This window comes from Microbacterium sp. (assembly GCF_051860965.1).
In the GTDB taxonomy this organism is placed as follows: domain Bacteria; phylum Actinomycetota; class Actinomycetes; order Actinomycetales; family Microbacteriaceae; genus Microbacterium.
Genome location: NZ_JBIMKU010000004.1, coordinates 67,359 through 92,020, shown reverse-complemented (window position 1 = coordinate 92,020; position 24,662 = coordinate 67,359). Strand labels below are relative to the sequence as shown.

At 68.1% G+C, this 24,662-nt stretch carries 32 protein-coding genes and 1 tRNA gene; 18 read left to right on the top strand and 15 right to left on the bottom strand.

The window, feature by feature from the left end:
• Positions 1–289 precede the first annotated feature (289 nt).
• Positions 290–967, top strand: a complete 678-nt coding sequence (locus ACTIFV_RS08760) for an SIMPL domain-containing protein (protein WP_439592405.1) — start codon at positions 290–292, stop codon at positions 965–967.
• On the opposite strand, the gene smpB is transcribed toward ACTIFV_RS08760, so the two are convergent.
• The 5 genes from smpB to prfB form a co-directional block, all read right to left on the bottom strand.
• On the bottom strand, positions 968–1,444 hold the full coding sequence (smpB, locus tag ACTIFV_RS08755; protein WP_439592404.1) for an SsrA-binding protein SmpB: 477 nt from the start codon (positions 1,442–1,444) through the stop codon (positions 968–970). It lies immediately after the preceding gene.
• Between the two features lie 62 nt (positions 1,445–1,506).
• Positions 1,507–2,421, bottom strand: coding sequence for a permease-like cell division protein FtsX (gene ftsX, locus ACTIFV_RS08750; RefSeq protein ID WP_439592403.1), 915 nt, complete (start codon positions 2,419–2,421; stop codon positions 1,507–1,509).
• Complete coding sequence (gene ftsE, locus ACTIFV_RS08745) at positions 2,418–3,497, bottom strand: cell division ATP-binding protein FtsE (RefSeq protein WP_439592402.1); 1,080 nt, start codon at positions 3,495–3,497, stop codon at positions 2,418–2,420. Before ftsE ends, ftsX begins: the two co-directional genes overlap by 4 nt.
• 275 nt (positions 3,498–3,772) lie before the next feature.
• Positions 3,773–4,216 carry a GNAT family N-acetyltransferase gene (locus ACTIFV_RS08740; protein ID WP_439592401.1) on the bottom strand — a complete coding sequence of 148 codons (444 nt, stop codon included), beginning with the start codon at positions 4,214–4,216 and terminating at the stop codon, positions 3,773–3,775.
• A 20-nt stretch (positions 4,217–4,236) separates the two neighbouring features.
• Positions 4,237–5,346 (bottom strand): peptide chain release factor 2, encoded by a 1,110-nt coding sequence (gene prfB / locus ACTIFV_RS08735; protein ID WP_439592400.1) that lies wholly within the window; start codon positions 5,344–5,346, stop codon positions 4,237–4,239.
• A gap of 145 nt (positions 5,347–5,491) precedes the next feature.
• Here prfB and ACTIFV_RS08730 point away from each other — a divergent pair, with 145 nt between their 5' ends.
• Positions 5,492–6,709, top strand: coding sequence for an MFS transporter (locus ACTIFV_RS08730; RefSeq protein WP_439592689.1), 1,218 nt, complete (start codon positions 5,492–5,494; stop codon positions 6,707–6,709).
• A 20-nt stretch (positions 6,710–6,729) separates the two neighbouring features.
• Here the strand turns inward: ACTIFV_RS08730 and ACTIFV_RS08725 are convergent, their stop codons facing one another.
• The 4 genes from ACTIFV_RS08725 to ACTIFV_RS08710 are packed head-to-tail and all read right to left on the bottom strand — an operon-like array spanning position 6,730 to position 8,152.
• Positions 6,730–7,140: a pilus assembly protein TadG-related protein gene (locus ACTIFV_RS08725; RefSeq protein ID WP_439592399.1), complete on the bottom strand. Its 411-nt coding sequence runs from the start codon at positions 7,138–7,140 to the stop codon at positions 6,730–6,732.
• The gene (locus tag ACTIFV_RS08720) at positions 7,137–7,595 is read right to left on the bottom strand and encodes a TadE family protein (RefSeq protein WP_439592398.1); all 459 of its coding nucleotides are present in this window, start codon (positions 7,593–7,595) and stop codon (positions 7,137–7,139) included. Before ACTIFV_RS08720 ends, ACTIFV_RS08725 begins: the two co-directional genes overlap by 4 nt.
• A complete protein-coding gene (locus ACTIFV_RS08715; RefSeq protein WP_439592397.1) occupies positions 7,570–7,971 on the bottom strand; it encodes a TadE/TadG family type IV pilus assembly protein in 402 nt (133 codons plus the stop codon). The genes ACTIFV_RS08720 and ACTIFV_RS08715 overlap by 26 nt, the downstream gene beginning before the upstream one ends.
• The gene (locus ACTIFV_RS08710) at positions 7,961–8,152 is read right to left on the bottom strand and encodes a hypothetical protein (RefSeq protein ID WP_439592396.1); all 192 of its coding nucleotides are present in this window, start codon (positions 8,150–8,152) and stop codon (positions 7,961–7,963) included. Before ACTIFV_RS08710 ends, ACTIFV_RS08715 begins: the two co-directional genes overlap by 11 nt.
• Positions 8,153–8,281: 129 nt before the next feature.
• Here ACTIFV_RS08710 and ACTIFV_RS08705 point away from each other — a divergent pair, with 129 nt between their 5' ends.
• From ACTIFV_RS08705 to ACTIFV_RS08660, 10 genes are all read left to right on the top strand, one after another.
• Complete coding sequence (locus ACTIFV_RS08705) at positions 8,282–9,670, top strand: recombinase family protein (RefSeq protein WP_439592395.1); 1,389 nt, start codon at positions 8,282–8,284, stop codon at positions 9,668–9,670.
• A gap of 87 nt (positions 9,671–9,757) precedes the next feature.
• Positions 9,758–10,333 (top strand): hypothetical protein, encoded by a 576-nt coding sequence (locus ACTIFV_RS08700; RefSeq protein WP_439592394.1) that lies wholly within the window; start codon positions 9,758–9,760, stop codon positions 10,331–10,333.
• A gap of 3 nt (positions 10,334–10,336) precedes the next feature.
• Complete coding sequence (locus tag ACTIFV_RS08695) at positions 10,337–10,711, top strand: hypothetical protein (protein WP_439592393.1); 375 nt, start codon at positions 10,337–10,339, stop codon at positions 10,709–10,711.
• A gap of 83 nt (positions 10,712–10,794) precedes the next feature.
• The gene (locus tag ACTIFV_RS08690) at positions 10,795–11,007 is read left to right on the top strand and encodes a hypothetical protein (RefSeq protein WP_439592392.1); all 213 of its coding nucleotides are present in this window, start codon (positions 10,795–10,797) and stop codon (positions 11,005–11,007) included.
• 402 nt (positions 11,008–11,409) lie between these two features.
• The gene (locus ACTIFV_RS08685; RefSeq protein ID WP_439592391.1) at positions 11,410–11,865 is read left to right on the top strand and encodes a hypothetical protein; all 456 of its coding nucleotides are present in this window, start codon (positions 11,410–11,412) and stop codon (positions 11,863–11,865) included.
• Positions 11,866–12,070: 205 nt separating this feature from the next.
• On the top strand, positions 12,071–12,352 hold the full coding sequence (locus ACTIFV_RS08680; protein ID WP_439592390.1) for a hypothetical protein: 282 nt from the start codon (positions 12,071–12,073) through the stop codon (positions 12,350–12,352).
• A gap of 129 nt (positions 12,353–12,481) precedes the next feature.
• A complete protein-coding gene (locus ACTIFV_RS08675; protein WP_439592389.1) occupies positions 12,482–12,802 on the top strand; it encodes a hypothetical protein in 321 nt (106 codons plus the stop codon).
• Entirely contained in the window at positions 12,799–12,987 is a 189-nt protein-coding gene (locus ACTIFV_RS08670; RefSeq protein WP_439592388.1) for a hypothetical protein, read from the top strand. The genes ACTIFV_RS08675 and ACTIFV_RS08670 overlap by 4 nt, the downstream gene beginning before the upstream one ends.
• A complete protein-coding gene (locus ACTIFV_RS08665; protein WP_439592387.1) occupies positions 12,987–13,895 on the top strand; it encodes a hypothetical protein in 909 nt (302 codons plus the stop codon). Before ACTIFV_RS08670 ends, ACTIFV_RS08665 begins: the two co-directional genes overlap by 1 nt.
• Positions 13,895–14,263 (top strand): DUF2190 family protein, encoded by a 369-nt coding sequence (locus tag ACTIFV_RS08660; RefSeq protein WP_439592386.1) that lies wholly within the window; start codon positions 13,895–13,897, stop codon positions 14,261–14,263. The genes ACTIFV_RS08665 and ACTIFV_RS08660 overlap by 1 nt, the downstream gene beginning before the upstream one ends.
• Positions 14,264–14,423: 160 nt before the next feature.
• On the opposite strand, the gene ACTIFV_RS08655 is transcribed toward ACTIFV_RS08660, so the two are convergent.
• Positions 14,424–14,690 (bottom strand): hypothetical protein, encoded by a 267-nt coding sequence (locus tag ACTIFV_RS08655; protein WP_439592385.1) that lies wholly within the window; start codon positions 14,688–14,690, stop codon positions 14,424–14,426.
• A 220-nt stretch (positions 14,691–14,910) separates the two neighbouring features.
• Between ACTIFV_RS08655 and ACTIFV_RS08650 the strand changes: the two genes are divergently transcribed.
• Genes ACTIFV_RS08650 through ACTIFV_RS08635 form a run of 4 tightly spaced genes read left to right on the top strand, consistent with a single transcriptional unit; the run spans position 14,911 to position 18,216 of the window.
• Entirely contained in the window at positions 14,911–17,079 is a 2,169-nt protein-coding gene (locus tag ACTIFV_RS08650) for a hypothetical protein (RefSeq protein WP_439592384.1), read from the top strand.
• Entirely contained in the window at positions 17,076–17,363 is a 288-nt protein-coding gene (locus ACTIFV_RS08645) for a hypothetical protein (protein ID WP_439592383.1), read from the top strand. The genes ACTIFV_RS08650 and ACTIFV_RS08645 overlap by 4 nt, the downstream gene beginning before the upstream one ends.
• A gap of 31 nt (positions 17,364–17,394) precedes the next feature.
• The gene (locus ACTIFV_RS08640) at positions 17,395–18,057 is read left to right on the top strand and encodes a hypothetical protein (RefSeq protein ID WP_439592382.1); all 663 of its coding nucleotides are present in this window, start codon (positions 17,395–17,397) and stop codon (positions 18,055–18,057) included.
• Between the two features lie 24 nt (positions 18,058–18,081).
• Positions 18,082–18,216, top strand: a complete 135-nt coding sequence (locus ACTIFV_RS08635; RefSeq protein ID WP_439592381.1) for a hypothetical protein — start codon at positions 18,082–18,084, stop codon at positions 18,214–18,216.
• A gap of 254 nt (positions 18,217–18,470) precedes the next feature.
• On the opposite strand, the gene ACTIFV_RS08630 is transcribed toward ACTIFV_RS08635, so the two are convergent.
• The 4 genes from ACTIFV_RS08630 to ACTIFV_RS08615 form a co-directional block, all read right to left on the bottom strand.
• Entirely contained in the window at positions 18,471–19,322 is an 852-nt protein-coding gene (locus ACTIFV_RS08630) for a type II secretion system F family protein (protein ID WP_439592380.1), read from the bottom strand.
• A complete protein-coding gene (locus ACTIFV_RS08625) occupies positions 19,319–20,176 on the bottom strand; it encodes a type II secretion system F family protein (RefSeq protein ID WP_439592379.1) in 858 nt (285 codons plus the stop codon). Before ACTIFV_RS08625 ends, ACTIFV_RS08630 begins: the two co-directional genes overlap by 4 nt.
• A complete protein-coding gene (locus tag ACTIFV_RS08620; protein ID WP_439592378.1) occupies positions 20,173–21,324 on the bottom strand; it encodes a CpaF family protein in 1,152 nt (383 codons plus the stop codon). Before ACTIFV_RS08620 ends, ACTIFV_RS08625 begins: the two co-directional genes overlap by 4 nt.
• A gap of 67 nt (positions 21,325–21,391) precedes the next feature.
• Complete coding sequence (locus ACTIFV_RS08615) at positions 21,392–22,681, bottom strand: alpha/beta hydrolase (protein ID WP_439592377.1); 1,290 nt, start codon at positions 22,679–22,681, stop codon at positions 21,392–21,394.
• A 104-nt stretch (positions 22,682–22,785) separates the two neighbouring features.
• On the opposite strand from ACTIFV_RS08615, the gene ACTIFV_RS08610 reads away from it, so the two are divergent.
• Both ACTIFV_RS08610 and ACTIFV_RS08605 read left to right on the top strand, forming a co-directional pair.
• A tRNA-Leu gene (locus ACTIFV_RS08610) sits at positions 22,786–22,867 on the top strand.
• A 60-nt stretch (positions 22,868–22,927) separates the two neighbouring features.
• Positions 22,928–23,713, top strand: a complete 786-nt coding sequence (locus ACTIFV_RS08605) for a DedA family protein (RefSeq protein ID WP_439592376.1) — start codon at positions 22,928–22,930, stop codon at positions 23,711–23,713.
• Here ACTIFV_RS08605 and ACTIFV_RS08600 read toward each other — a convergent pair.
• Positions 23,710–24,624 (bottom strand): Ku protein, encoded by a 915-nt coding sequence (locus ACTIFV_RS08600; RefSeq protein WP_439592375.1) that lies wholly within the window; start codon positions 24,622–24,624, stop codon positions 23,710–23,712. The genes ACTIFV_RS08605 and ACTIFV_RS08600 overlap by 4 nt on opposite strands.
• Positions 24,625–24,662 lie beyond the last annotated feature (38 nt).

The following is a 24,662-nucleotide window of genomic DNA, read 5'->3' as shown; positions in this document are numbered from 1 at the left end:
GGCCGTTCGTGACACGAGTCCACGCCGTCTCCCGGCGGCCCGCAACCAACGCACCGGGACTGTCACGCAACGTTTACGGGACCGCTCTGTCGGCTTTCTGGCGGACACGTCGCCGCTAAACGCCAGATCGGGCGGTTGAAAATCTTCAACCGCGAGCGCCCATTCGGTTTTGGGCTCCCAGTTTCGGTTGATCTGACCGACACATTCCCCATGTGCGGCGGAAACACGGCCGTCCCCCAGATGGCGGACGTCCTCTCGCGATGCCGCCCACGCCACGTAGGCTCATCGCATGAGCGAAGTGATCATCACCGTGCGCGGCGAGCACGAGACCCGCGTGGCCCCCGAAGAAGCCGTCGTGCACCTGTCGGTGCGCGCCGAAGGCCCCGAACGCGGTCCCGTCGTCGAGAAGATCTCGGCGCTCACCGCTCCCCTGCGCGACGACCTCGCCGCCCGCAAGCTCGCGGGCGGCGTGAGCGACTGGTCCAGCCAGCGCGTGTCGCTCTGGGCCAACCGCCCCTGGAACAACGAGGGCAAGCAGCTCGCACTCGTGCATTACGCCTCGGTCGAGGTCACCGCGACGTTCACCGACATCGCCGCGCTGTCGTGGTGGATGACCGAGGTCGCGCAGCGCGACGGCGTGCAGATCGACAACCTCGTGTGGCGCCTGTCGCCCGACTCTGCGCGCCTCACAGAGGGCGCGGTGTCGTCGCAGGCCGTGCGCGTCGCGGTGGACCGCGCGACCGCCTACGCCACCGCCATCGGACTCAGCACCGTCACACCGCTCGAGATCGCCGACGTCGGCCTGCTCATGCGCGGCGGCGGAGACGCGCCGCAGGCGCCGCAGCCGCGCATGATGGCGATGGCCAAGGCATCCTTGGACTCAGCCGGAGCCGCACCCGCGATGGAGTTCCAGCCCGAGGACATCGTCGTGTCGGCCGCCGTCGAGGCCCGATTCAGCGCGAAGTAGTCAGTCGCCGAGGCGGTTGCGCGAGCGCATCGCGCGCTCGGCCTCGCGCTTGTCTTCGCGCTCGCGGATCGTCTGCCGCTTCTCGTACTCGCGCTTGCCCTTCGCGACCGCGATCTCGACCTTCGCACGGCCGTCCGAGAAGTACAGCTTGAGCGGCACGAGGGTGTACCCGCCCGCCGACACCGCGTGCGAGATCTTGATGATCTCGTCCTTGTGCAGGAGCAGCTTGCGCGTGCGCTTGGTCGCGTGGTTGGTCCAGTGGCCCTGCGAGTACTCGGGGATGTGCACGGCATCCAGCCACGCCTCGCCGCCGTCGATGTACGCGTAGCCGTCGGTCAGGTTGGCACGCCCCTGACGCAGCGACTTCACCTCGGTGCCCGTGAGCACGATCCCCGCCTCGTAGGTCTTCTCGATGGCGTAGTCGTGCCGGGCTTTACGGTTGGTCGCGACGACCTGTTCACCGCGTTCCCTGGGCATGGTGGCTCCTTGATGATGGATGCCGCGGGCCGCGGCAGCCTGTCAGTCTATCGCAGAGGGTCTCAGGCGCGGAGCCAGCGCCGGATCGCGAAGCCGGCCGACAGCGCCGCGAGCAGCACGCCGATGACGACGATGATCGGCACGACAACCCAGGCCTCCGGCATCCCGACCCACGTCGAGACGAACGTGATGCGCCCGCGCAGGTAGCCGTTCACGCCGAAGTGCACACCGGCGAGGATCGCCCCGCTCGCGAGGATCGACCCGATGAGCGCGGCGAACACGCCCTCGAGCACGAACGGCGTCTGGATGAAGCGATTGGATGCTCCGACCAGCCGCATGATGCCGATCTCGCGCCGTCGGGCGAAGGCCGAGAGCCGGATCGTCGTCGCGATCAGCAGCACCGCCGCGATGAGCATGAGCGCCGCGATCCCGACCGCGATGTATGTCGCGACGGTCAGCGCCGAGAAGAGCGGCTCGAGATACTCGAGCTCGTCCTTCACCTGCTCGACGCCGGCCTGTCCTTGGAACGCCTCGATCAGCACGTCCGACTGCGTCTGGTCGACGAGGTTCACCGAGAACGAGCTGTTGAACTGCTCGGGCGTCAGCAGGCTCGCGTAGTCCGCCGGGAAGAGGTCGAGGGCGTTCTGGTACGCCTCGTCCTGCGTCTCGAAGCTGGTGCCGCGGATCAGCGTCGCGATCGCGGGACTGTCGAGCTTCGCCTGGACCTCGGCGATCTGCTCCTCGGTGGCCGCTCCCCCGGTGCACGTCTCGGCGGTCGAGATCGCACTGCACATGTAGACCGACACCTGGGCGCGGTCGACCCAGTAGTCCTTCATCGTGCCGATCTGCATCTGCATGAGGATCGCCGCACCGACGAACGTGAGCGACACGAACGTCACGAGCACGACCGAGATGACCATCGAGGCGTTGCGCCGCAGGCCCGAGAGCGCCTCGCCGAGGATGAGACCGACCCTCACGTCGTCGGCCCCACTTCGTCCTCGTCGCGTTGACCGTGCAGGCCCAGCCGGTCGGCGAGCCCGAGCTCAGAGACATCCATCTCGATCGCCTCGACGACCGGGATGGGGTTCGTGCGGGGGCGCTCCGGCTCCTTCGTGATCGGGCGATCGACGGCTGCCGGTTCGGGTTCCGGTTCGGGCTCGCGGTCGGGCGTGGTCTCAGCCTCTTCGAGCATCTCGGCCTTCTCCGCCTCGGCGATCTCCTCGGCGACGGCGGCGGCGACCTCGCTGGCCGCGGGCTGCTCGCCCGTCTCGTTCTCGACGATCTCGCGGTGCAGCTCGAGCACGGCGGTGAGCGCCGCGACGGCGGCTGCCCCGCGCTCGGGTTCGGGTGCGAGGCTCGGGATGCCCGAGGTGTCGCCGTATCCGCCGTGACGCTCGTCGCGGACCATCTCGCCGTCCTTCAGCTCGATGACGCGACGCTGCATCTGGTCCACGAATCCGGCCTCGTGCGTGGCCATCACGACGGTCGTGCCGCCGGCATGGATGCGCGAGAAGAGCTGCATGATGTCCACCGAGGTCGCGGGGTCGAGGTTGCCGGTCGGCTCGTCGGCCAGCAGCACCTGGGGGCGGTTCACGAGGGCGCGTGCGATCGCGACGCGCTGCTGCTCGCCGCCCGACAGCTCGTGGGGCAGGCGCTTCTCCTTGCCCTCGAGGCCGACGAGCGCGAGCACTTCTGGCACCGCCTGCTGGATGAAGGCGCGCGACGAGCCCGTGACCTGGAGCGTGAAGGCGACGTTCTGGAAGATCGTCTTGCCCGGCAGCAGGCGGAAGTCCTGGAAGACGGCTCCGACGTGGCGCCGGAAGTACGGCACCTTGCGGTTCGACAGCGTGCGCAGGTCCCGCCCGAGCACGACGACGCGGCCGTCGCTCGGGGTCTCCTCACGCAGGATCAGGCGCAGACACGACGACTTGCCCGAACCGGACGCGCCGACGAGGAAGACGAACTCGCCCCGCAGCACCTCGAAGTCCACATCGTTCAAGGCGGGTCGGGCTGTGCCGCGGTAGCGCTTCGTGACGTTCTCGAACCGGATCATGGCTCAGCCAGCCTAAGCAGGTGCGGCCCGATCCCTCCGAGCGACACCCGGGGGCGCAGCATCCATCGTCAGAACGATCGTCGCGCACCCCACCGACACGGCAGTCGACGGCCCCCCGGTGTGGCACGGGTTCACGAACACGGGATCGGGGCCGCCGCGGATCATGTGCATCCACGCCTCGGATCGCATCGTCCAGGAGTTCATGGACGGCGAGGAGTCGTACGAGCTCGCTGAGCCGCTTCGGTCGCGGAGGGGGCCTCGGTCTGCCGCGCTGCCTACAGCCGCTTGATCAAGATGAGCGTCGGGCCGTCCCAATCCAGACCATCGAACTCGTGCATGGGAGCGAAGCCGAGCGAGAGGTAGAACGAACGCGTCGCGGCATACCCGGGGTCTTCGAAGGACGCGCCGACGGTGTGGACCTCCAGATACTGGCATCCGTCACGGCGCAGCGCTTCCTCGCCCGCTTCGACCAGCTTCCGTCCGTGGCCGCCACCGCGATGATCGGCGTGCACAGCGATGAGGCTCAGCTCGGCGGACTGCGGGAAGTGGCGCTCGAAGAGCGCCACACCGACAACATCCCCGTGTTCGTCCTCGCTGACGTAGGACTCCAGCACGGTCGACTTCGCTGCGTAATCGACGATCGCGTCTTCGATCCCGAACCACGCGGGCAAGGAGCGAAGGATGCGCTCGGTCGCCTGCGGGTCCGAACGCTTGTGCACGGTCCCGTTCATCGACTCGGTCAGTCGTCGTTCGGACGCTTGCGCCAGCGGATGCCCGCGTTGATGAAGCCGTCCAGGTCGCCGTCGAAGACCGTCGCGGGGTTGCCGACCTCGTGGCCGGTGCGGAGGTCTTTCACGAGCTGCTGACCGTAGAGGAAGTACGACCGCATCTGGTCGCCCCAGCTCGCGGTGATGACTCCCGCGAGCTCCTTCTTCTTCGCCGCCTCTTCCTCGCGCTGGAGCAGCATGAGCCGCGTCTGCAGCACGCGCATCGCGGCCGCGCGGTTCTGGATCTGCGACTTCTCGTTCTGCATCGAGACGACGAGGCCCGTCGGAAGGTGGGTGATGCGCACAGCCGAGTCCGTCGTGTTGACCGACTGGCCACCGGGCCCGGACGAACGGAAGACGTCGACGCGGATGTCACCCTCGGGCACCTCCACCTCGACCGCCTCTTCCATGACCGGGATCACTTCGACCGCCGCGAACGAGGTCTGACGCTTGTCGGCGGAGCCGAAGGGGCTGATGCGCGCGAGGCGGTGCGTGCCCGCTTCGACCGACAGCGTGCCGTACGCGTACGGAGCATCCACTTCGAAGGTCGCCGATTTGATGCCCGCACCCTCGGCGTAGGAGGTGTCCATCACCTTGACGGGGTACTTGTGACGCTCGGCCCAGCGCAGGTACATGCGCAGGAGCATCTCGGCGAAGTCGGTCGCGTCGTCGCCGCCGGCGCCGGAGCGGATCGTCACGACCGCGGAGCGATCGTCGTACTCGCCGTCGAGGAGCGTCTGCACTTCGAGCTCGCTGATGATGTCCTCGAGTTCGGCGAGTTCCTTGCGGGCCTCGTCGGCGGAGTCCTCGTCCTCCATCTCGTTGGCGAGCTCGATGAGGACGTCGAGGTCGTCGAGGCGGCTCTCGACATCGGTGATGCGCTTGAGCTCGGCCTGGCGGTGGCTCAGAGCGCTCGTGACCTTCTGCGCCTCATCGACGTCGTCCCACAGATTCGGAGCGCCGGCTGCCTCGCTCAGACGAGCGATCTCGGCGGTGAGTGCGTCGACGTCCACGACGGCGCGGATTTCGCCGAACGTGGAGCGCAGCGCCTGGATGTCGGCGGAAAGATCGAGTTCGAGCATGACACTCCAGACTAACGTGCATGCGGCATCCCCCCGCGTCCCATCGGCTGAAGCGCTGTGCGCCTGACCCCAGCGGCTAGCGTGGATCACCGTGACCGAACCTGTCGAGCCCCGCGCACGGGACGTGCTGTGGCGGTTCGGCCCGATGGTCTACGGCCCGACCGTGCTCTTCGCCCTCGGCGAGGGCGCCGTCATCCCGCTCATCCCCGTCATCGCCGCACAGCTCGGAGCGGATGTCGCGACCGCCGCCCTCGTCGCCGCGGCGCTCGTCGTCGGGCAGCTGTGCGGGAACATCCCGGCCGGCTGGGCGGTCGCGCGCATCGGCGAGCGACTGACGATGGCGATCGCGGGAGCGGTGGCCACCCTGGCGGTCGTCGCGCTCGCGCTCGCGCCCTCGCTCGGCGTCTTCGCGATCGCAGTGCTGCTGATCGGCTTCTGCGCCGCGGCCTTCGGCCTGGCCCGCCATTCGTTCATGACGACCCGGGTGCCCCTCGCGTTTCGGGCCCGCGCGCTCTCGCTGCTCGGCGGCACCTGGCGCCTGGGCATGTTCATCGGGCCGTTCGTCGCCGCGGCCCTGATCGCGGTCTTCGGCGACGAGCACGCCACGATCTGGTTCTTCGGCGCGTGCCTGATCGCGACGATCCTGCTCGTCCTGCTCGGCCCCGATCCCGAGAAGCAGTTCGCTCCCCCACCCGCCACGCTCGTGGAGGACACGGGTGAGCCCGTCACGGGATCGATCCCGACGGCCGAGCGCATCGGAGTCTTCCGCACGATGTGGCGCTACCGCGGCGTGCTGTCGCGCCTCGGGCTGGCCGCGGCATCCCTCTCGGCGGTCCGATCCGCACTTCACGTCGTGCTGCCCCTGTGGGGGCTGTCGATCGGCCTCGATGCGCAGACGATCGCGCTCGTCGTCGGCGTCTCGGGAGCGATCGACTTCGCGCTCTTCTACGCCAGCGGGCAGGTCATGGACCGCTTCGGCCGACTCTGGGCGGCGCTGCCGGCGATGGTCCTCATGGGCGCGGGCTTCGTCGCGCTCGCCTTCACGCACGATCTCGCTCAGTCGGCGATGTGGTTCGCGCTCTTCGCCGCCGTGCTCGGCGTCGGCAACGGCCTGTCGAGCGGGATCCTTCTGACCCTCGGGGCGGATGCCGCGCCCAAGGCCGATCCCGCGCCGTTCCTCGGTTCCTGGCGCACGCTGACCGACGCAGGCGGCGCGGCGGCTCCCCTCCTGGTGTCGGCGATCGCCGCGGCATCCACCCTCGCCGTCGCATCCGGCGTCATCGGCGTCATCGCCTTTCTCGGTGCCGCCGCATTCGTGCGGTGGGTGCCGCGACCGACACCTCCCCCGGCTGGCGCACGCTGACGGGTCTCGCCGTGACGGCCTCAGCGCAGCGCGGTGCGGCTGGTCGCCGTCGCCTCGAGTGCGACGCCGTCGGGCGCGAAGAGCGAGAGGACGGGTGGATGCCACTCCCCCGCCACCGTGACGCGCGCCGAGACGCCGTCCGGTGTGCCCGCCGCCACGAGCGCGACGTCGCCGCCGAACGCCTCGACGACGGCATCCGCCTGCGCGCGCACACCCGCCGGTGACAGCTCCGCGACCGGGTCACCCTCGACCACGACGAGCGCGAAGCCGTCGGCACCCGCGAGGGCAGCGGCATCCGCCGCCGCATCGAGCCGCTTCTGCGCGAGGTAGAGGCTCGTCGCGTCGACGCAGACGAGCAGCGCGGTGAGAGCGAGGACGGCGTACCCGATCGTGAGGAGCAGAACGCTGCCGGTGTCGTCGGAGCGCGTCATCGCGCGCCCCACAGTCGTGACACCTTCTGCACGGCGGTCGCCTCGATGGGGATGCGGGCGAGCCCATCGAGACCGAGGACCGGCGGCACGAGCGGCAGCACGACCGTCGTGCGCAGGGTCACGGTGAGCACGGCGCCCGCTTCGGGGCACTCCGCTCCCGCGGGCGAGCATGCGAGCGAGACCGACACCGCACCGGGATCGAGGCCGTAGTCCGCCGTGACCGCGGCGAGCACCCGATCCGACCGGGCGGCGGCATCCGAAGCATCCTCCGCCGTCGCGATCACCCGCGCGATATGCCGGGCGCCAGTCTCTGCACCGAGCGACTGACCCTGAAGGGCACCGAGCGCGATGACGAGGTAGACGATCGGCACGAGGAGGAGCAGACCCACGAGGATGAACTCGAGCGCCGCCGAACCGCGATCGTCGTGCTCAGTCGAAGGATTCGACGGGCGCATGCGCGGTCACCTCCAGCGTGCCGGGGGCTCCGAGCAGCCCGAGGATCGGCAGCGCCGCCCGCACCGACACCTCGATCATCGGTTCGCCGAGCCGCCCTGTCTCGCGTACCGCGATGTCGGTCGCGTACTGCTCGCCGACGGTGCGGGAGATGATGTCTCGCGTGCGGTCGGCACCCGTCGCGTGCGTCGTGTCGGCGAGCGCCGCGACGTACGCGCCCTCGACCGCCGCGTCGTGAAGGACGTTGCGCACATAGAGCGCGAGTCCGAACTGCAGGACTCCGAGCGTCAGGAACGTGAGCACGAGTCCGACGAGCAGGAACTCGACGGGAGCAGAGCCCGCGTCGTCCGCGAGCCCGCGCCGCGGCTCAGAAGCCACTGACGCGCGAGATCGCCTGCTCGAACAGGCCCGACAGCGCGGGGCCTGCGACGGCCCAGATGAGCACGACGAGCCCGGCCGTCATGAGCGTGATGAGCACCCAGCCGGGCACGTCGCCGCGCTCGTCGCGGTCGAGATCGTGGAGCGCTGCGCGCGCTCCGGCGAGAAGTGATCGGAACATGAGTTACCCCCTTGATGGTCAGCCGAGGCCGAGTCGAAGCAGAAAGATCCCCGGAAAGACGGCGAAGAGCACGCTGAGGGGAAGGATGAGGAACACGAGCGGTGACAAAAACGGATATACACTCCTCTCATGACTAAGCGCGCGGCCCTCTACGTACGGCAGTCGAAGTCGGATGACGAGGGCATCGAACGGCAGATCCAACGCACCACGGCGCTGGCGGTCGCACGGGGATGGTCGATCGCCGGCACGTTCACTGATGACGACGTCTCGGCGTCGAAGCCGCGCGGTGCGAAGACTGCCTGGGGACAGATGCTCGCTGCGTCCAACAACCTCGACGTCGTCATCGCCGTAGACCTCGACCGCATCGCTCGCTCGACTCGAGATCTCAATACTCTGATCGACCACGGGCTGGCCCTCGTTACCGTCGACGGTGAGATCGATCTTGCGAGCGCTGATGGCGAGTTCCGCGGCACGATGCTCGCCGCAATCGCAAGGTTCGAGACTCGCAGGAAGGGCGAACGTCAAAGGCGCGCGAGCGACCAGCGAGCCGCAAAAGGGCTGCCGACCACGCGACCCGGTTACGGCTATCGGCGCGTGGACGGCCGCGACCTAGTGGAGCCGGCCGAGGCTGCGGTAATCCGCGATGCCGCCCGACGTGTTTTGGACGCCGACTCCTTGCGATCGATCGCTGCCGATCTCGCAGCCCGCGGCGTGCCGAGCCCCACAGGTGCGCCCTGGCAGGGTGTAACGCTGAGACAGCTCCTGCGGCGTCCCTCGCTCGCAGGGATGCGAACGCATCGCGGCGTTGTCGTCGGCGAGTTCGACCCCTCAGCGCATCCACCAATCCTCGATCGCGACACGCACGATCGGCTTGTCGCTCTGTTCGACGATCCGACGCGGGCGGCGAGTTCACGGGTCGGGCACCCCCCGAAGTATCTGCTCGCGGGGATCGCCCTGTGCGGGCTGTGCGGAGGCAGAATGAAGCGTCTCCCCCCGTGGACGCCGAAGCCCGGCCAGAAGTCCAAGCCAGTGAAGGCTGCATACGCCTGTGGCGATTGCCACAGGGTCCGGCGGCTGCAGGATCCTGTCGACGAGCTCGTCACGGAGATCCTGCTTCGGCGTCTCGAGCGCCCCGATGCGGCAGAGCTGTTCACTGCCGGGGACCCCGATGCCGTCCGCGCGACCCGCGAAGCGATCTCGGCTGTCGACGCACGTTTAGCAACTGCAGCTGACATGTTCGCGGACGAGGCGATCGATGCCGCGCAGCTCGCCCGGATCACTGCGAAGGGTCGCTCAGAGCGGGAACGCCTCGAGGCGGCGCTAAACGACGCGCTGCCGCCCGTTCTCCCGCAGGCTGCTGTGGGAGCCCAGGCGCGGGCCTCATGGGCGTCCTATGGCGTTGAGCGTCGTCGAGCAATCCTGAACGCGTTGATGCGCGTCACGATCATGCCTGCTGGCGCCGGCGCCGCTTTCAGTCCCGACCTGATCCGGGTCGAGTGGCTGTCGGAGAACACGTAGAGACTTCTCGTCGATCGACGGGCAGAAGTAGGCCCCGTGCCGCTGGCAGGCGACACGGGGCGGATCATCACATCACAGGAGGATGCAATGACCACCAACGAAGATATCGCCTCACGCGGTCCTGATACGTCAGTCCCGGAGATTCTGCAGCAGTCCTGGAAGCAGATCACTGGAGTTCGCGACTGGAGAGCCCTGTTGCTCGCGAATGCGACGGGGCGCCCCGGCGATGTAGACGCCTTCCCCGATTGGTATCGAGAGATCGACGTGTCCGCAGACGGATCAATCTCGATCAGCAACATCGGTCGCAAGTATGGAAATCGTCGCGATCGAGAATGGGTTGTGGAGACGGCGGGGTGCGCGGATCTTCTCCAGTGGGAGGACTGCGGCACTCTCGCCGAAGACCTGCGACGGGCTTCCGTCTATACGCGGATCCTGAATGCCGAGCACGCGATTTCGATTCCCGGCACGTGGACCGCTCACCCGACGCTGACGACCGTGGGCGTCGACATGTCGGCGACGATGCGCGATGACGACAGCTGGCGCATCGGCCCGCAGGTCTCGTCCGTCGGCATCTGTATCGGTCGCTTCGTCGAGGTCGGTCGGGAGCGCGTGGACCGGGTCGCACATACGATCCTCGTGAGCGTTGACGACGAGGATGAGTGAGCTATGAGGACGGCCGGTACGCACGTGGTCGTGTGCGAGGACCACGACGAGCCGCTGCTCGTCGCGGTCCTCGACCGGCATCTCGGGCCGTGGCTCGGCGAGAAGACACCCCGCGTAGATGTGTGGCGAACCGTCGAGTCCACCCGGGCGGAGCATCATTCATCCAGCGACACCCCCGCGACGTGGGACGCCCCCGAGCGAATCACCCTGCGTTGCACGCGCTGCAGCGCGGAGCATCGCGACCAGCCGCTCACGGTGAAGGGCACCACGCTGAGTGCCGGCCTCGATGCCCTCCCCGCGGGCACTCTCGCGAAAGATGCGCGCGGCAGATTCATCTTGACGCGTACGCTGCTACGATCCCTAGCAAGACGCTTCTAAGCCACGACCGCGAATTCGGCATTGTCGCGGGCACTCGCTCCTCCCAGCAGAGGGGCTAGGTCCCATGCCCGCGGAGGCTTCCGATGCCCACAACTATCCAGGGCGCACGCGCACGCGTCGCCGCATTCACACGCTCTCGAGCAGCTGACGATCCAGATCTTGTCGACGCACGCCGCGATCTCGCGGCCGCGAACCTCGAGAAGCACATCACCCGCGTCGTCGCCGACGCTCCTCCACTCACCGACGCGCAGCGCACACGACTCGCATCCCTCCTCCGCGGAGGTGCGTCGTCGTGACCGCAAAGAGAAACCGCCCCGGTGGAAACGAGGCGGCTTCGGGGGCGCAGGGGCCCGAACTCAAGCCCCAGGATACCTCTGACACCAACACGATCGCCGGATCGCCACAGGACACCTTCGGAGTGACCGCACGCGACGCGTCTGCGCGTCAGCCAGCTGTGGTCGTACTGACGCCCCGGAAGGGGCCAGCGATCGCTCTGGAGCGTCGTGAGGCGTGGGAGCTGCACAAGGCGATCATGAATGCCGTGCTTCGCATAGACCGCACGGAACGGGAGTCCGCTCTCGCAGGTCGGATCCGTGCAGCAAAGCGAGCTTCCCGTGGCTGACGCGCGCATCCCCGAGCGATACCTATCCGATCGACGAATCCTCCGTCTCAGTGACGCCGAGCGTTCATGTCTCTTCATGGCCACGACATGGAGCGTCTCGAACCGCACCGATGGTCGCGTCGAACGAGACGATCTCCCGCTGATCCCCACGTTCCGATCTGATGTCGTCGCAAGACTCGTCCAGCTCGAACTCTGGGTGCCCGATGGCGACGACGCCTGGATCATTGCGGACTACGCACGAGACCAGACTTCGCGAACGGACTTCGAGGTGCTCGAGAACAACCGCCGACGCGATCGGGAGAAGAAGCGCCGGCAACGCTCCAAGTCCCCCGGGACCGTACCCGGGGACAGTCCCGGGGGACTGCACAGGCAAGGACAGGCAAGGCAAGAGCAAGAGCAAGGCCAGGACGATGTGGAAGTGGATCAGCAGACTGGTCAGGTGCGGCAGTGGGCTGCTCGAGTACCAGGCAGCGACGACTGGGAGAGTCCCGATTCACCGGGCTCGATCCTGAGCCAGCGGGGTGCAGCATGACTCGCCTGTCCGCCGAAAATCTCGATGTCGACCGATCCCTGCCCACCTCCCGCACGGTGCGGGCGCGTTTCTCCCCGCACCGATTCGAGTCGCGTCGCGTTTCGATTCAGAACCTCGTTCTCCGCGTAATCCCGCGGGTTTCGAGCCTCAATTGGCGCGGGAAGTGGTGTCGCGATACGCGTCGCGTTTCGAATCGAGGTGGCTCGTGACCGGGGCGGAGCGGGACGCGCAGCTCGCGGCGGAGGCTGCGCGATGGCGCCGGCGGTTCCGAGCGACACAGGCCGTGCTCGAGGAGTATCAGCTCGAAGAGCTGCGTCGACGGGTGGCGGGAGTGATCGACTTCGAGCTGTTCGAGCGACTCATCGGCCGCGAGAACGTGGTCACGGCCGAGGGCCGCATCGACGATCACGAGCTCGCGGTGCGGATCCGTGCCGAGCTGGAGAAACATCCGGAGCTAGATCTGCGTGTCGGAGCGCGAGTTTCGTAGATCCGCGCTATCATGGCGGAGCCAGGTTGCAGTCGGTCAGGGATCGCGCAGCCGGGGCAGTCACTCCAGGGGAGAACCGCGGTCGGATCTGGGATCGCGCGGGATCATCACGATTTCTCTGGAGTCCGCATGGCTCAGCCATCAGTCCACGGCGATCCGCGGGCGAAGTTCCGCGCCGATCTCGCCGCCCGCTTCGACCTCCCCGCAGACGCCACCAACGAGCAGCTGTTCGCCGCGATCGGCGCCGTGAAGGCTCGAGCGATCAAGAACGAGTTCGTCACGGCAGTTCCGACCAGCGAGATCCGCGATCTCCGCGCGGCCGCCGACAACAATGCCTACAGGGCAATGTTCGGCGACGACGGAACGGCCGGCTTCACCGCGAGCGACATCGCACTCGACACCCGTAGCGACGATCAGGTCTACGCAGAGCTGTTCGGAGGTGCGCGATGACGCACGACTATGTCACCAGCCGCGAGCAGTACGTCGTCGTCGGCCACCTGGTCGTCGCTGAGACTTTCGACGGCCAGCGAACGTACGTCTACCGGAACGGTCTGTTGCCGGAGGACACCGTACCCGCTCAGGTGCGGCAGCTCCTCGCGGAGGGCTTCATTCGGCCGGTCGGAGGTGGTCGCTGATGGCCGGCCTCGCTCGCCCGCTCTCGTGGGGTGATCTGCTTGCGTTCCAGGCGCAGTGCGAAGTGCTCGGTATCGACACCCCACGGCCCATCGTTCGAGCGCTTGAGCTCGTCGAGGTCGTGCGAGCGCACGCGACATCGACGACGCGGTCGCAGTTCCTCGAGATGAGCGACGACGAAGCGCGCGACGCGGTCACCGACATCTCGATCCGCGCACACGTCGACCACCAGAACAGCGTCGGATTCTCACTCGGTGGCATCCGCTTCCAGGACCAGCTGCTGCTCGAGACCCGCGCCGCGATGCTCCCGCTTCTCGATCCGCTCGTCGAGTCGCTGCAGGCGGAGTTCGCGCGTCTCGCAGCGCCGATCGTCGACGGGGTGCAGCGATACGGGTTCAACGGCTTCACGACCGCGGCGACCATCCTTGACCTCGCCGACGATAAGGCGGCTGCCGCGTTCCGCGCTGTGAAGGCAGCTTGGTCGGCGATCGGCCCGATCGTGTCGTTCCGTATCTCTGTCTCGCAGGTCTTCGGGGTTAGCCCCACGCACGCCGAGCAGGGTGTCGAGTACGGCGGTGACGGAGCAGATCTGGTCGACTTCACCGTCTGCTTCGCGGAGGGCGACACGTGGTCGACGGACGGGTTCTCTTACATCAACGGGACGAGCCGCTCCAGCATCGACTGGTACAAGCTCGCCGCCGGCGGACTCCGGTTGAACACGCCGAGCGATGTGAGGGAGAAGATCGTCGCACGCGAACGCTTCATCCGCCACGCCACCCCCATGGACGGTTCAAACGAGTTCGACGCCGCCGTCCAGGATGCACTCGCCACGGACGCTGACTTCATCGCCAAGGTGGCGGAGCTCGACTCCGCGCGCGCCGCTCTCGCCGACGTCAAGAACGACGACTGATGGCTGAGTACGTGCCACTCTATGCGCCAGGCAAGGCGATCACTCTCGTCGCGTCGGCGGCGATCACCGGCGGGCAGCTCGTTGGGCTCTCAGGCGTGGGAACCGTCGCGCCGACGTCGGCCGCGGCGCATTCCTGGATCGGTGTCGCAGGCCACGATGCCGCGACGGGTGAGGCGGTCACCGTCCACAAGTCAGGCGTGCAGCGCCTCACGACGTCGGCAGGCGTCACAGCCGGTCAGACGCTCGAAGCAGCGTCCACGGGTCGTGTGGCGCCGCACACGAATGGCACGAACGACGTGAACGTCGTCGGCCTCGCGCTCACGACTGCCAGCTCCGGCGCTCTCGTCGAAGTGAAGCTGTCGAGGTAGTCGGATGAGCTTGCCTAGGGGCGTCAACACCCGACCACGCATCAGGTCGCTCATGACGCAACAGCGGGTGAAGCGTAGAGGCTGGGGTTTCTCGTTGCGTGGTGCCTTTCGGCCCTGTCAGAACCTCCGCTGCGCCCCTAGGCAGACGACCGGTGTCGATCTAGAAGTGACCCTTCAGGCCGTCGCTGTCGCCGTCGACATTCCGCCACGCCGCCTCGCCGCTGGTCTTCGCCACCATGATCCCGTCGCCCTTGTCGACGAGCCTGCTCAGCGAGTCACGAAGCTCGACAGCCGTCATGGTGGTCTCTACCAGCCAAAGGCTCTCCAGCGGCTTCGCGGAGTACGGCAGGCTCCGGAGGTACTTCAGAAGGTCGTCGTAGTTCCGACCGGGAGCCCGGAGGTCGTAGGACACGAGGTACGAGGTCATGGTGCTCTCCTTCGAGCCGTTGAGCGAATGAAGTCATCGTCGCATCGCAACGCCGCCAAAATCCAGCATCGACCCGCAACGCGGACCACCTCCCGCCCGGGTGGTCCTCCCCCTCCGGGCGCTGAGCGCGTTTCCATCACTTCGCGGCGCCAGATCCGCGTCCTTCTTGCGATCGCGACGGTTCTGACGGCTCGCGAGACGACGTCGAGAGTGGGTTGAGATGGTCGACCAGGTAGGTCAGGGTGCGTACGCGATCGTCCCCACGTTCAAGGGCTTCCGGAAGGCCGTCTCCACCGAGACGGACGCTGCGGCGAAGCAGTCCGACAAGGGCTTCCGTGCCGCGTTCTCCAAGACGGGCGAGAAGTCCGGCAAGGAGACTGGCGCCGGGTTCAAGAAGGCGTTCGAGGGCCAGTCCGGCGGGTTCACAGACAAGGCGACGAAGGAGCTCGCGTCGGCGGCCGCGAAGGTGTCGACCGCTCGCCTTCGGGAGCAGGATGCGGCGGGGAAGGTCCGCCTCGCGGAGCGGCAGCTCGCTGAGGCTCGGGATCGGTACGCGTCGGACTCTTCGCAGGTGGTTCGCGCCGAGGAGCGCCTCGAGTCGGCCTCTCGTCAGCTCGGTCGCGCGCAGGACGTCGCCCGCTCGTCGACGAACGATCTCCGCGATGCGCAGGCTCGCCTCGCATCCGCGGCCGACCGCGCTGGCGACGAGCTCGAGGAGGCCGGCCGACGCAGCGGGACGCGCTTCTCGTCGGGGTTCAAGGCGATCTTCGCCGGGTCGTTCGTGGGCAACCTGGCCGCGAACCTCACCTCGCAGATCGGCTACGCGGTCGGCTCGGGTTTGCGGTCGGCGATCGAGTTCGGCATCGGAACGATCGACATCGCGTCGAGCCTGAACGAGTCACTCAACGCCGTCACCGTGGCGTACGGCGATGCTGCCGCGGCGGTGCTCAAGCTAGGGGACGACAGTGCGAAGGCGTACGGTCTCAGCAAGCGGGAGCTCAACGGGTACGCGACACAGTTCGCCGGGTTCGTGCAGACGATCGCCGGAAGCAGCGGTGACGTGGTGGGGACGCTTGAGCAGCTCATCGGCCGCGGTTCGGACTTCGCGTCGGTCTACAACCTCGAGGTCTCGGACGCCCTGGAGAAGTTCCAGTCGGGCCTCGCCGGCGAGACGGAACCGCTGCGGAAGTACAGCATCGATCTCTCAGCGGCGAGGGTGGAGGCCTACGCCTACGCGAACGGGATCGCGGCTGCCGGCGATGAACTCACCGAGGCGCAGAAGGTCCAGGCCCGCTACGGGGCGCTCCTCGAGCAGACCGCGAAGGTTCAGGGCGACTTCCTCAACACATCGGGTGAACTGGCGAACGTCAACCGCCGCAACGCGGCCACCTGGGATGACCTGCAGGCGAAGATCGGTACCGGGTTCCTCCCGATCGCCACGGATCTCGCAACGATGCTCTCGGATGACCTCTTCCCGGTGTTCGAGCAGCTGGTCAACGAGCAGGGGCCCGCTCTGTCGAAAGCATTCGTCGACGTGGTGCCGGCGTTCGCCGAGATGGCCAAGGACGTGCTCCCGAAGCTCCCAGGCCTCTTCAAGTCGATCGTGGAGTCGCTGCCGGCGCTGATCGAGGGTGCGGCGGCGCTGGCCGGTCCGATCATCTACGTGTCGCAGGCGCTGTCCAACCAGACCGCCTTGCTGGGTGCATTCTTCGACCTCATCACGGGCAACAAGAGCATCGACGAGATCGGGGAGCAGCTCCTGAATCTGAGCGGTCCCCTCGGCGACGTGTTCCGAGCAGCCGACGACATGGGCCGCGGATTCCGCAAAGCGATCGACACGACGGTTGCTGAGGGTCTCCGGTTCGCCCACGAGGTCGGCGCGAACATCGATGCCGCGATCTCGTTCATCCGGTCGCTCCCCGAGCGTGCCGGGCAGTTGTTCTCGAAGGCGGGATCTCTGCTGGTCGACTCGGGGAAGGCGCTGATTCAGGGCTTCATCGACGGAGTGAACCAGATGTTCAAACCGGCCGGCGACGCCGTCGCGGGAGTGCTCGACTGGGTGAAGGGGTTCTTCCCCCAGTCCCCGGCGAAGCGTGGCCCGTTCTCAGGGAGCGGCTGGACCAGCCTGCCGAAGTCGGGCGGCGCACTCATGGAGCAGTGGAGCTCCGGGTTCGTTCGTCCCGAACTGACCGGCCGCATCTCGGCGGGCCTGACGGCGACGGCGGCGATCGTCCCAGCGACGACCTCGAAGGCGCCGGCGATCTACGTCCAGAACCCGTTCACCGGCGAGTACTTGCTCGCCAGGGTCGCGGACGTCGCTGACGGGCGGGTCGCCGCGAAGGCGAAGTCCGACGACGTCGTGTACTCGGGAGGGAAGGCGTCGCTATGAGCTACTCCGACCAGGTGCTACTGCAGGCTCTCCTACTCGTCGACGGCGCGACCGGAGACGAGCAGCGTGCGGCCGAGGCTTACGAGGCCGCGTACGCCGCCACACGGCGCCGTGGGGGCAACATCGACGCGATCCACGTCGCACAGTGGCTCGCGAGCTCCGTCGCTCAGTTCATCCAGCAGCGCCCTGACTGGCGGCCGATGCTCGATGAACAGATCCTCCAGGCCCGATTGATCGCGGACCTGGATCTACCGGGTGTCGAGCCCGAACTAGCCGAGGACTAACCGTCTTCACCACCTGACAAGGAGCACGACCATGGGTAACGCACTGGACGCCAGCGGGAAGCCGATCTTCTCCTCAACCCCGCCGCAGACTGTCGTCGATCTGCAGGCGGGCGTCGACTACACGAAGAAGTACGCGTTCCGCCGTGCGGGCACCGCCAGCGCGCGCTCGGGTCTCGCTCCGGGTGAGATCTGGGACGGCCTCGAGTTCTACGAGACTGACACCGAGCTCACTTTCGAGTACGACGGCAGCGGATGGAACCGTAGGTCGCCGGCGCTCCTCGCGATCGAGACGGCGAACACGCAGACCCTCACGAGCGGCGCGTATGCGGACGTCGTCTTCACCGGCCAGACGCCAGCGACGATCGGCGTCGGTCTGAGCATCGTCCCGGCGACCGGCATCGTCACGTGCAGCCTCGCGGGCCTCTACAGGATCTTCGGCGCCGTCACTTTCGCACTCGGAGGCAGCGCCAGCACCCACGCACTCGCGGTCAGCATCAACGGGTCCACGACCTACTCGCGCCAGGCCTCGAGCAACGCGTCCGCCGTTGCCGAGACGGTCGACGTGGAGGCCTTCCTGCAGCTGAACGCGAACGACACGGTCAAGCTCCGCGCGATCCAGAACTCGGGCGCCAATAAGGTCATCGGCGCGGCCAACGGCTACAGCACTCAGCTCATGGTCCAGCGCCTCGCTTGACGACCGCCTGGTACGGTCACTCGCATGAGTGGAGCGTATCTGCGTGAGGGGCGACCCCCGACCTATGAAGAGTGCCTCGAGGAGGCGCTCGCGATCTACGTCCGCGCCTGGTACGACGATCACCCGGAGGCGCTATTGCCGCTCGAGGACCCTTCGTAGCCGGAGCTGGTGCACCGGGTCATTCTGCAGCGTCTGCCGGAACCACGCGAGCAGCGTCTCCTCTTCGACGACTCGGGCCCTCTGGCCGTCACGGAGCCCCCAGGTCATGGCCATGCCCGTGCCGGCGCCATCGTCGGATGGTGCGGTCGTCACGGCCGACGCGTTTCGCGGCCTCGTGGTAGTCCAGCCAGACAGCCTCGGTCATAGGTAGATGGTCCCTGAAGAACCCGAGAATGGGCCGAGGGCAGCAATCTTTATTCACGCTTGTCGGGAAGGAGCATGTAGATCTCCTTGCGCCCGGAGCTCTCGATGAGACCGCGCTTGGCGTCCTCGCGCGCATCGTCCGCCTGCGCGTGGAGCACGTGCGCGAGCGGTGCGCCGCGGTCGAGCGCCGCGACGATCTGGTCGATCGTGCGCGAGAGCGGCGCGAGCTCGAGGCGGGCCGACAGCCGCAGGAGCGCGTCCGAGAGCGACGCCCCGGTGCCGACGGCGACGACCGCCTCGCGAAGCTCGGCGGTCAGCTCGCCGGACCCGACGTCGCTCACGCGCCGCAGCGAGTCGAGGATGCCCTCGCCCGCCGACAGGCACAGGGTGAGGAACTCGAGAACGGTCGGCAGCTCCTGCTCGATCCGGGTGATGCGCGCCCGAGCCGCTCGCGTCAGGTGGACGTCGCACAGGATGACCCCCGTGACACCGAAAAGGGGCGGCACCAGCCAGACCGCCGTGGTCGCGGCCCCCGTGAGCACGAGGATCACGACCAGCACACCGCCGGCGGCCACGCCGGCGACGGACCACGCGAGCTGCCGTCCGCGGAAGGCCGCGGCATCCATCGCCCATCCGCTCTGACGCAGTCGCCGCTCGATGGAGGCCGATGCGCCGACCACGCGCCCGAAGCGCGCTTGGGCGTCGCGCCACACGGAGAGCAGATCGTGACCGCCGCCGATCGGAGGGCTCGTCAGGCCGAGGGGATCCGTCACATCACGGAGGTAGGGCGCGAGCCGGCGCGAGAGTCCGACCGCGCGCCACCGCGGGCCGAGCGAGAGAAGCAGGCACACGCCGACGCCGAGTGCGGTGCCGAGGACGACCGCGAATGCGAGATCCGTCATCCGAACCACCGTCGCGGCTCGGGCAGTCGACCGAGCCGGATCATGACCCGGAACGCCACGAACGACACGGCTGCGCCGCCGATGATGAGCGCCACGCCCTCGGGACTGCCGTACGCCTCGGCGCCCTCGGGGCGCAGCGCCAGCAGCGCGAGGATGACCCACGGCGCGGCGACGCCCAGCACGGCGGCGCCTCGGATCCAGGATTGACGGGCCTCGACCTCGGCGCGCAGGGCGGCGTCGGCGCGGACGGACGCCGCGAGGGCGCGCAGCACGGGCGTGAGCTCGGTGCCGCCGACCTGGCGCGCCATGCGCAGCGTCTCGAGGATACGATCGGCGACCGGATCGGCGAGCATCGCCTTGAGACGTGCCGCGCTCGAATCGAAGTGACCGGATGCCGCGAGATCGCGATCGAAGGATGCGAAGGCCGGTCGCAGCTCGACAGGCGCCGACCCGGCGAGACTCGCGACGGATTCGGGAAGGGACATGCCTGCGCGCACCGACGCGATGAGCAGATCGCACACGTCGGGCCAGAGTCCGCGGCGGGTGCGCTGGAGCTTCGTGCGGCGCGCTCGAAGCCACGCGAGGGGCGCGATCGCGCCGGCTGACGCGGCGACGACGGCGAGAGCGCCGACCTGGGTCACGAGCCACGCGACGGCCGCGGCGACGGCAGCGCAGCCCACCGCGATCGCGGTGAGCTGCAGCGGAGAGACCCGCGCGAGACCCGCCTCTTCGAGGAGACGGGCGATCCGCCCCGATGCGGGCGCCGCGACGCGTGCAGCGCCGGCCGGCCACAGCCACGGCGACAGGGTCAGCAGCACCCCGGCGGCGAGAGCGGCGCCCCAGACGAAGGTCATGCGGCCGCTCCGTAGACGGTGCGCGCCGAGATCTCGCCTTTCGACAGCCCGGTCGGCTCGATGATCTCGACGACGCGGCGACGACCCGCGGCATCCCGTGCGCAATGCACCACGAGATGCACCGACGACGCGACGGCCGGCAGCACGAACCCGGCGTCGATGTTGCGGCCCGCCAGCAGCGGCAGGGACGCGAGCTTCACGAGCGCCTCACGGGCCGAGTTCGCATGGATCGTCGCCGCGCCCGGGATGCCGGTGTTGAGCGCGAGAAGAAGATCGAGCGCCTCGGCGTCGCGCACTTCTCCGACGACCAGGCGGTCGGGCCGCATGCGCAGGGCCTCCTTCACGAGTCGGCGCAGCGTGACCTCGCCCGTCCCCTCGAGACTCGGCTGACGCCCCTGCAGCGCGACGATGTCGGGCGCGGATGCCGCGAGCTCGAAGGTCTCCTCGACCGAGACGATCCGGTGCCCCGGCGGGCACGCGGCGATGAGAGCCGCGAGGAGCGTCGTCTTGCCCGCGTGGGTCGCACCGGAGACGAGGATGCTGCGCCCCGACGCCATGGCGTCTTCGAGCAGGTCTGCGGCACGGAGGTCGAGCGACCCCGACGCGACCAGCTGGTCGAGGGAGCGGTAGGCCGGGAGGAACTTGCGGATGTTGACGGCCCAGTGCCGACGAGTGATGTCGGGAATGACGACGTGGAGGCGACTGCCGTCGGGCAGTGAGGCGTCGACGAACGGCTGGCTCAGATCGACGCGGCGACCGCTCGCATGCAGCATTCGCTCGACCAGATCGCGAACGACGGTGTCGGTGAGCGCCAGCGGCACGCGTTCGGCGACCCCGGCGCGCGCGACGAAGACGCGATCGGGGGCATTGATCCACAGCTCCTCGACCGTCGGATCGTCGAGGTGGACCTGCAGCGGCCCGTACCCCGACACGGCGGCGAGCGCGTCGCGCACGCACGCGGCCTCGTCATCGACCGGCGCGAGTCCGCGTGCAAGGGCGAAGTCGTTGTGCCGCCGCACTTCGGCACGGGCGAGACGCAGTGCTCGATCGGGGTCTCTCGACGGATCCGTCTGCTCGACCCGCAGCCGCTCGCGCACGCGCTCGGCCACGGCGGTCGCGGCAGCGGAGGGAGCGGCGGCGAAAGTCACCGGAGGATCATCGCCCGGCGCCTCCGGGGGCATCCCGAAGTTATCCACAGCCCCCGCGCTGCGACGTCTAGTTCGGAGACAGCCCCAGCACGGGGTACAGCACGGTGAATCCCTCGGTGAGCCCGCCGTTCAGGCCGTCGACGACGTGTCCGGCTCCGGGAACCTCGTAGTAGGTCGTCTTCATGCCCGCCGCCTGTGCCTCGGCCGAGACGGCCATCGCCGCCGGGATGAAGTCGGGGTCGGCGCCGCCGACGGTGAAGACCGCCGTCACCCCGTCGTAGGACCCCGGCTTCGCGGCCTTCATGATGTTGATGGGCTTGGATGCCTCGAAGGCCGCCTGATCGCCGCCGTAGATCTGCTGGGTCACGCTGGCGGGATCCTCCGAACCGGGGAACTCCTCCCCCGAGATGTCGAGGATGTTCTTCCAGGCGGTCGGCTCGAGCGCGCCGTACTTGATGGCGCATCCGCCGCCGTTCGAGTACCCGGCGATGACCCACGACTTCGGGTCATCGATGATGTTGAGGTTCGCCTTCGCCCAGGTCACGACGTCTTTCGTGATGTACGACTCGGCGTTGCCGTAGGCCTTCGAGTCCGCGCAGGCCGGGTCGCCGCCCGAGCCGATCTGGTCGGCGACGATGACGATCGGCGCGAGACCCTTGTTCTCGGCGGCGAATGTGTCGAGCACATCGCCGATATAGCTCGGGTCGGGGTTTCCCGGGTAGCCCATCATCATGATGACCAGCGGGAGACGCGGCGGATCCTTCACGAGCGCCGCAGGAGGCAAGTAGATGCCGGCGTCTCGGGCGGCGAACCCGGACGTCGTCGCGGGGATGCTCTGCGTGCCCTGCGTGCCTTTGGCCGGCATGTCCGCGGGCGGGGTCCACGTCTCGTAGAGCGGTCCGCTCGGACCCGTCGGGCTCGCGCTGTTCGTCGGGATCGCGATGGGGTTGTCGCCCGCCGCGCCGAAGAGCGAGCCGAGCGTGGGATTGAGACCGTAGAACGCGTTGACGCCGATGACCCCCGTGATCGCGAACCACACGATCGCGACGACGGCGACGATCTTCCGCCACACGGGGTTCTGCCACAGGCTCACGACCGCCAGCCCGATCCCGGCGAAGGCCGCCATGGCCCAGAAGCACACTTCGAGCGGGAGCGCGCTGCCGAAGGCATCCGTCGCATTCGCGATGAGGTAGATCGCCGCGGCGATCACGGCACCGCCGAGGACGCCGATCGCGGCGGTGAGCATCCACCGCGCGGTGGGCGTGCGGATCAGCAGGATGACGGCCAGCGCGACCGCGACGCCGTAGACGATCCACGGCACGGGGCCGTCCACGATCGGGATGTCGAGCAGGGACACGCGCTCACGCTATCGACCGACCGGGGGCCTGCGCCAGAGGACGATGGATGCGGGGGCCACCCCCACAGCCGGAGCACAGGTCGCTCAGTAGACTGATCGCACCCGCGGGAGTGGTGGAATTGGCAGACACGCAGGATTTAGGTTCCTGTGCCTTCGGGCGTGTGGGTTCAAGTCCCACCTTCCGCACGGGTTCGCTCGATCGAGCGAGCCACCGCCGACCGATCCGACCGACGGGAATCCCGCACCGTGCACGCCGTTCCTACCGCCCTCATCCCCTGGCTCGACCCCGAGACGATCATCGCGGGGGCAGGCCCCTGGGCGCTCCTCGTCGTGTGCTTCATCGTGTTCGCCGAGACGGGACTACTGGTCGGGTTCCTCCTCCCGGGCGACACCCTGCTCGTGATCTCCGGCCTCCTGTCCCACCCGCAGGATTACGCGCCGAACGGCGTGTTCGGCATCAGCGTGTGGTGGGTGGCACTGCTGATCGGCCTGGCCGCCTTCGTCGGCGGCGAAGTCGGGTACTACATCGGCCACAAGGCGGGCCCTGCGATCTTCGAGCGCAAGGAGTCGGGCCTGTTCAGCGTCAAGAACGTCGAGCGGACCAACGCGTTCTTCGAGCGCTTCGGCGGACTCACGATCATCCTGGCCCGCTTCGTGCCGATCGTCCGCACGTTCGCGCCTGTCGCGGCGGGCGTCGGCCACATGAACAAGTGGCGCTACACGCTCTACAACTTCATCGGCGCCGTCATCTGGGGCTTCGGACTCACGATGTTCGGCTATGCCATCGGCTTCATCCCGCCCGTCGCGTGGTTCGTGCAGGAGTACATCGACCTGATCCTGCTCGCCGCGGTCGGCGGCACGGCGCTCGTGACGCTCTGGCACTACTTCCGCGAGCGCCACAAGGCGAAGAAGCTCGCGGCCGCGGGCGCCGACGTCGTGACCGATCACACCGAGGCCGAGGCCCTCGTGCTCGACCCCGAGGTCTTCGACCGCGGTCCCGAGCACCACGACGGTGAGGCGCCGAAGGCCTAGGACGCCTTCTTCTTGGCGGCCGGCTTCTTGGCCGCCGTCTTCTTCGCAGCCGGCTTGCCGGACGCCTTCGACGTCTTCCCCGATGCGCTCGCGGCATCCGTCTTCGCAGTCGAACCCGCACGGGCCGCGCGCGACTTCTCGACGCTGGCGCGCAGCGCCTCCATGAGATCGATGACCTCGCCGCCGGAGTCCTCCTCGTCGTGCGTTCCGAAGGTCTCGGCCGTGTCGAGGGCATCGCCCTTCTCGATCTTGGCGTCGATGAGGGTGCGCAGCTCCTGCTGGTACTCGTCGGTGAAGGCCTCCGGGTCGAAGTCGCTCGCGAAGCTCTCGACGAGGGATGCCGACAGCTCGAGCTCCTTCGCAGAGATGCGCACCGTCTCGTCGAGGGCGGGGAAGGATGCCTCGCGCACCTCATCGGCCCACAGGAGCGTCTGCAGGACGAGGACGTCGCCGCGCACGCGGAGTGCAGCGAGACGCGTCTTCTGCCGCAGCGAGAAGCGCACGATCGCCGTGCGATCGGTCGCCTCGAGCGTCTTGCGCAGCAGGACGTACGCCTTCGGCGACGCGGAGTCGGGCTCGAGGTAGTACGCCTTGTCGAGGGTCAGGAGGTCGACCTGCTCGCTCGGCACGAATTCGACCACGTCGATCTCGCGGCTCTTCTCGGACGGAAGCGACGCGAGATCCTCTTTCGTGAGCACGACGGTCTGCTCGCCGTCGTCGTACGCCTTGTCGATGTCCTGGAACGGCACGACCTCGCCGTCGATCTCGCAGATGCGCTGGTACCGGATGCGTCCGCCATCGGCGGCGTGCACCTGGTGCAGCGACACATCGTGGTCCTCCGTCGCGGAATAGACCTTCACCGGCACGTTGACGAGGCCGAAGGTCAGCGCGCCCTTCCAGATCGCTCTCATCACACCAGTACACACCTGTCACACCTCTCGCGGCTAGC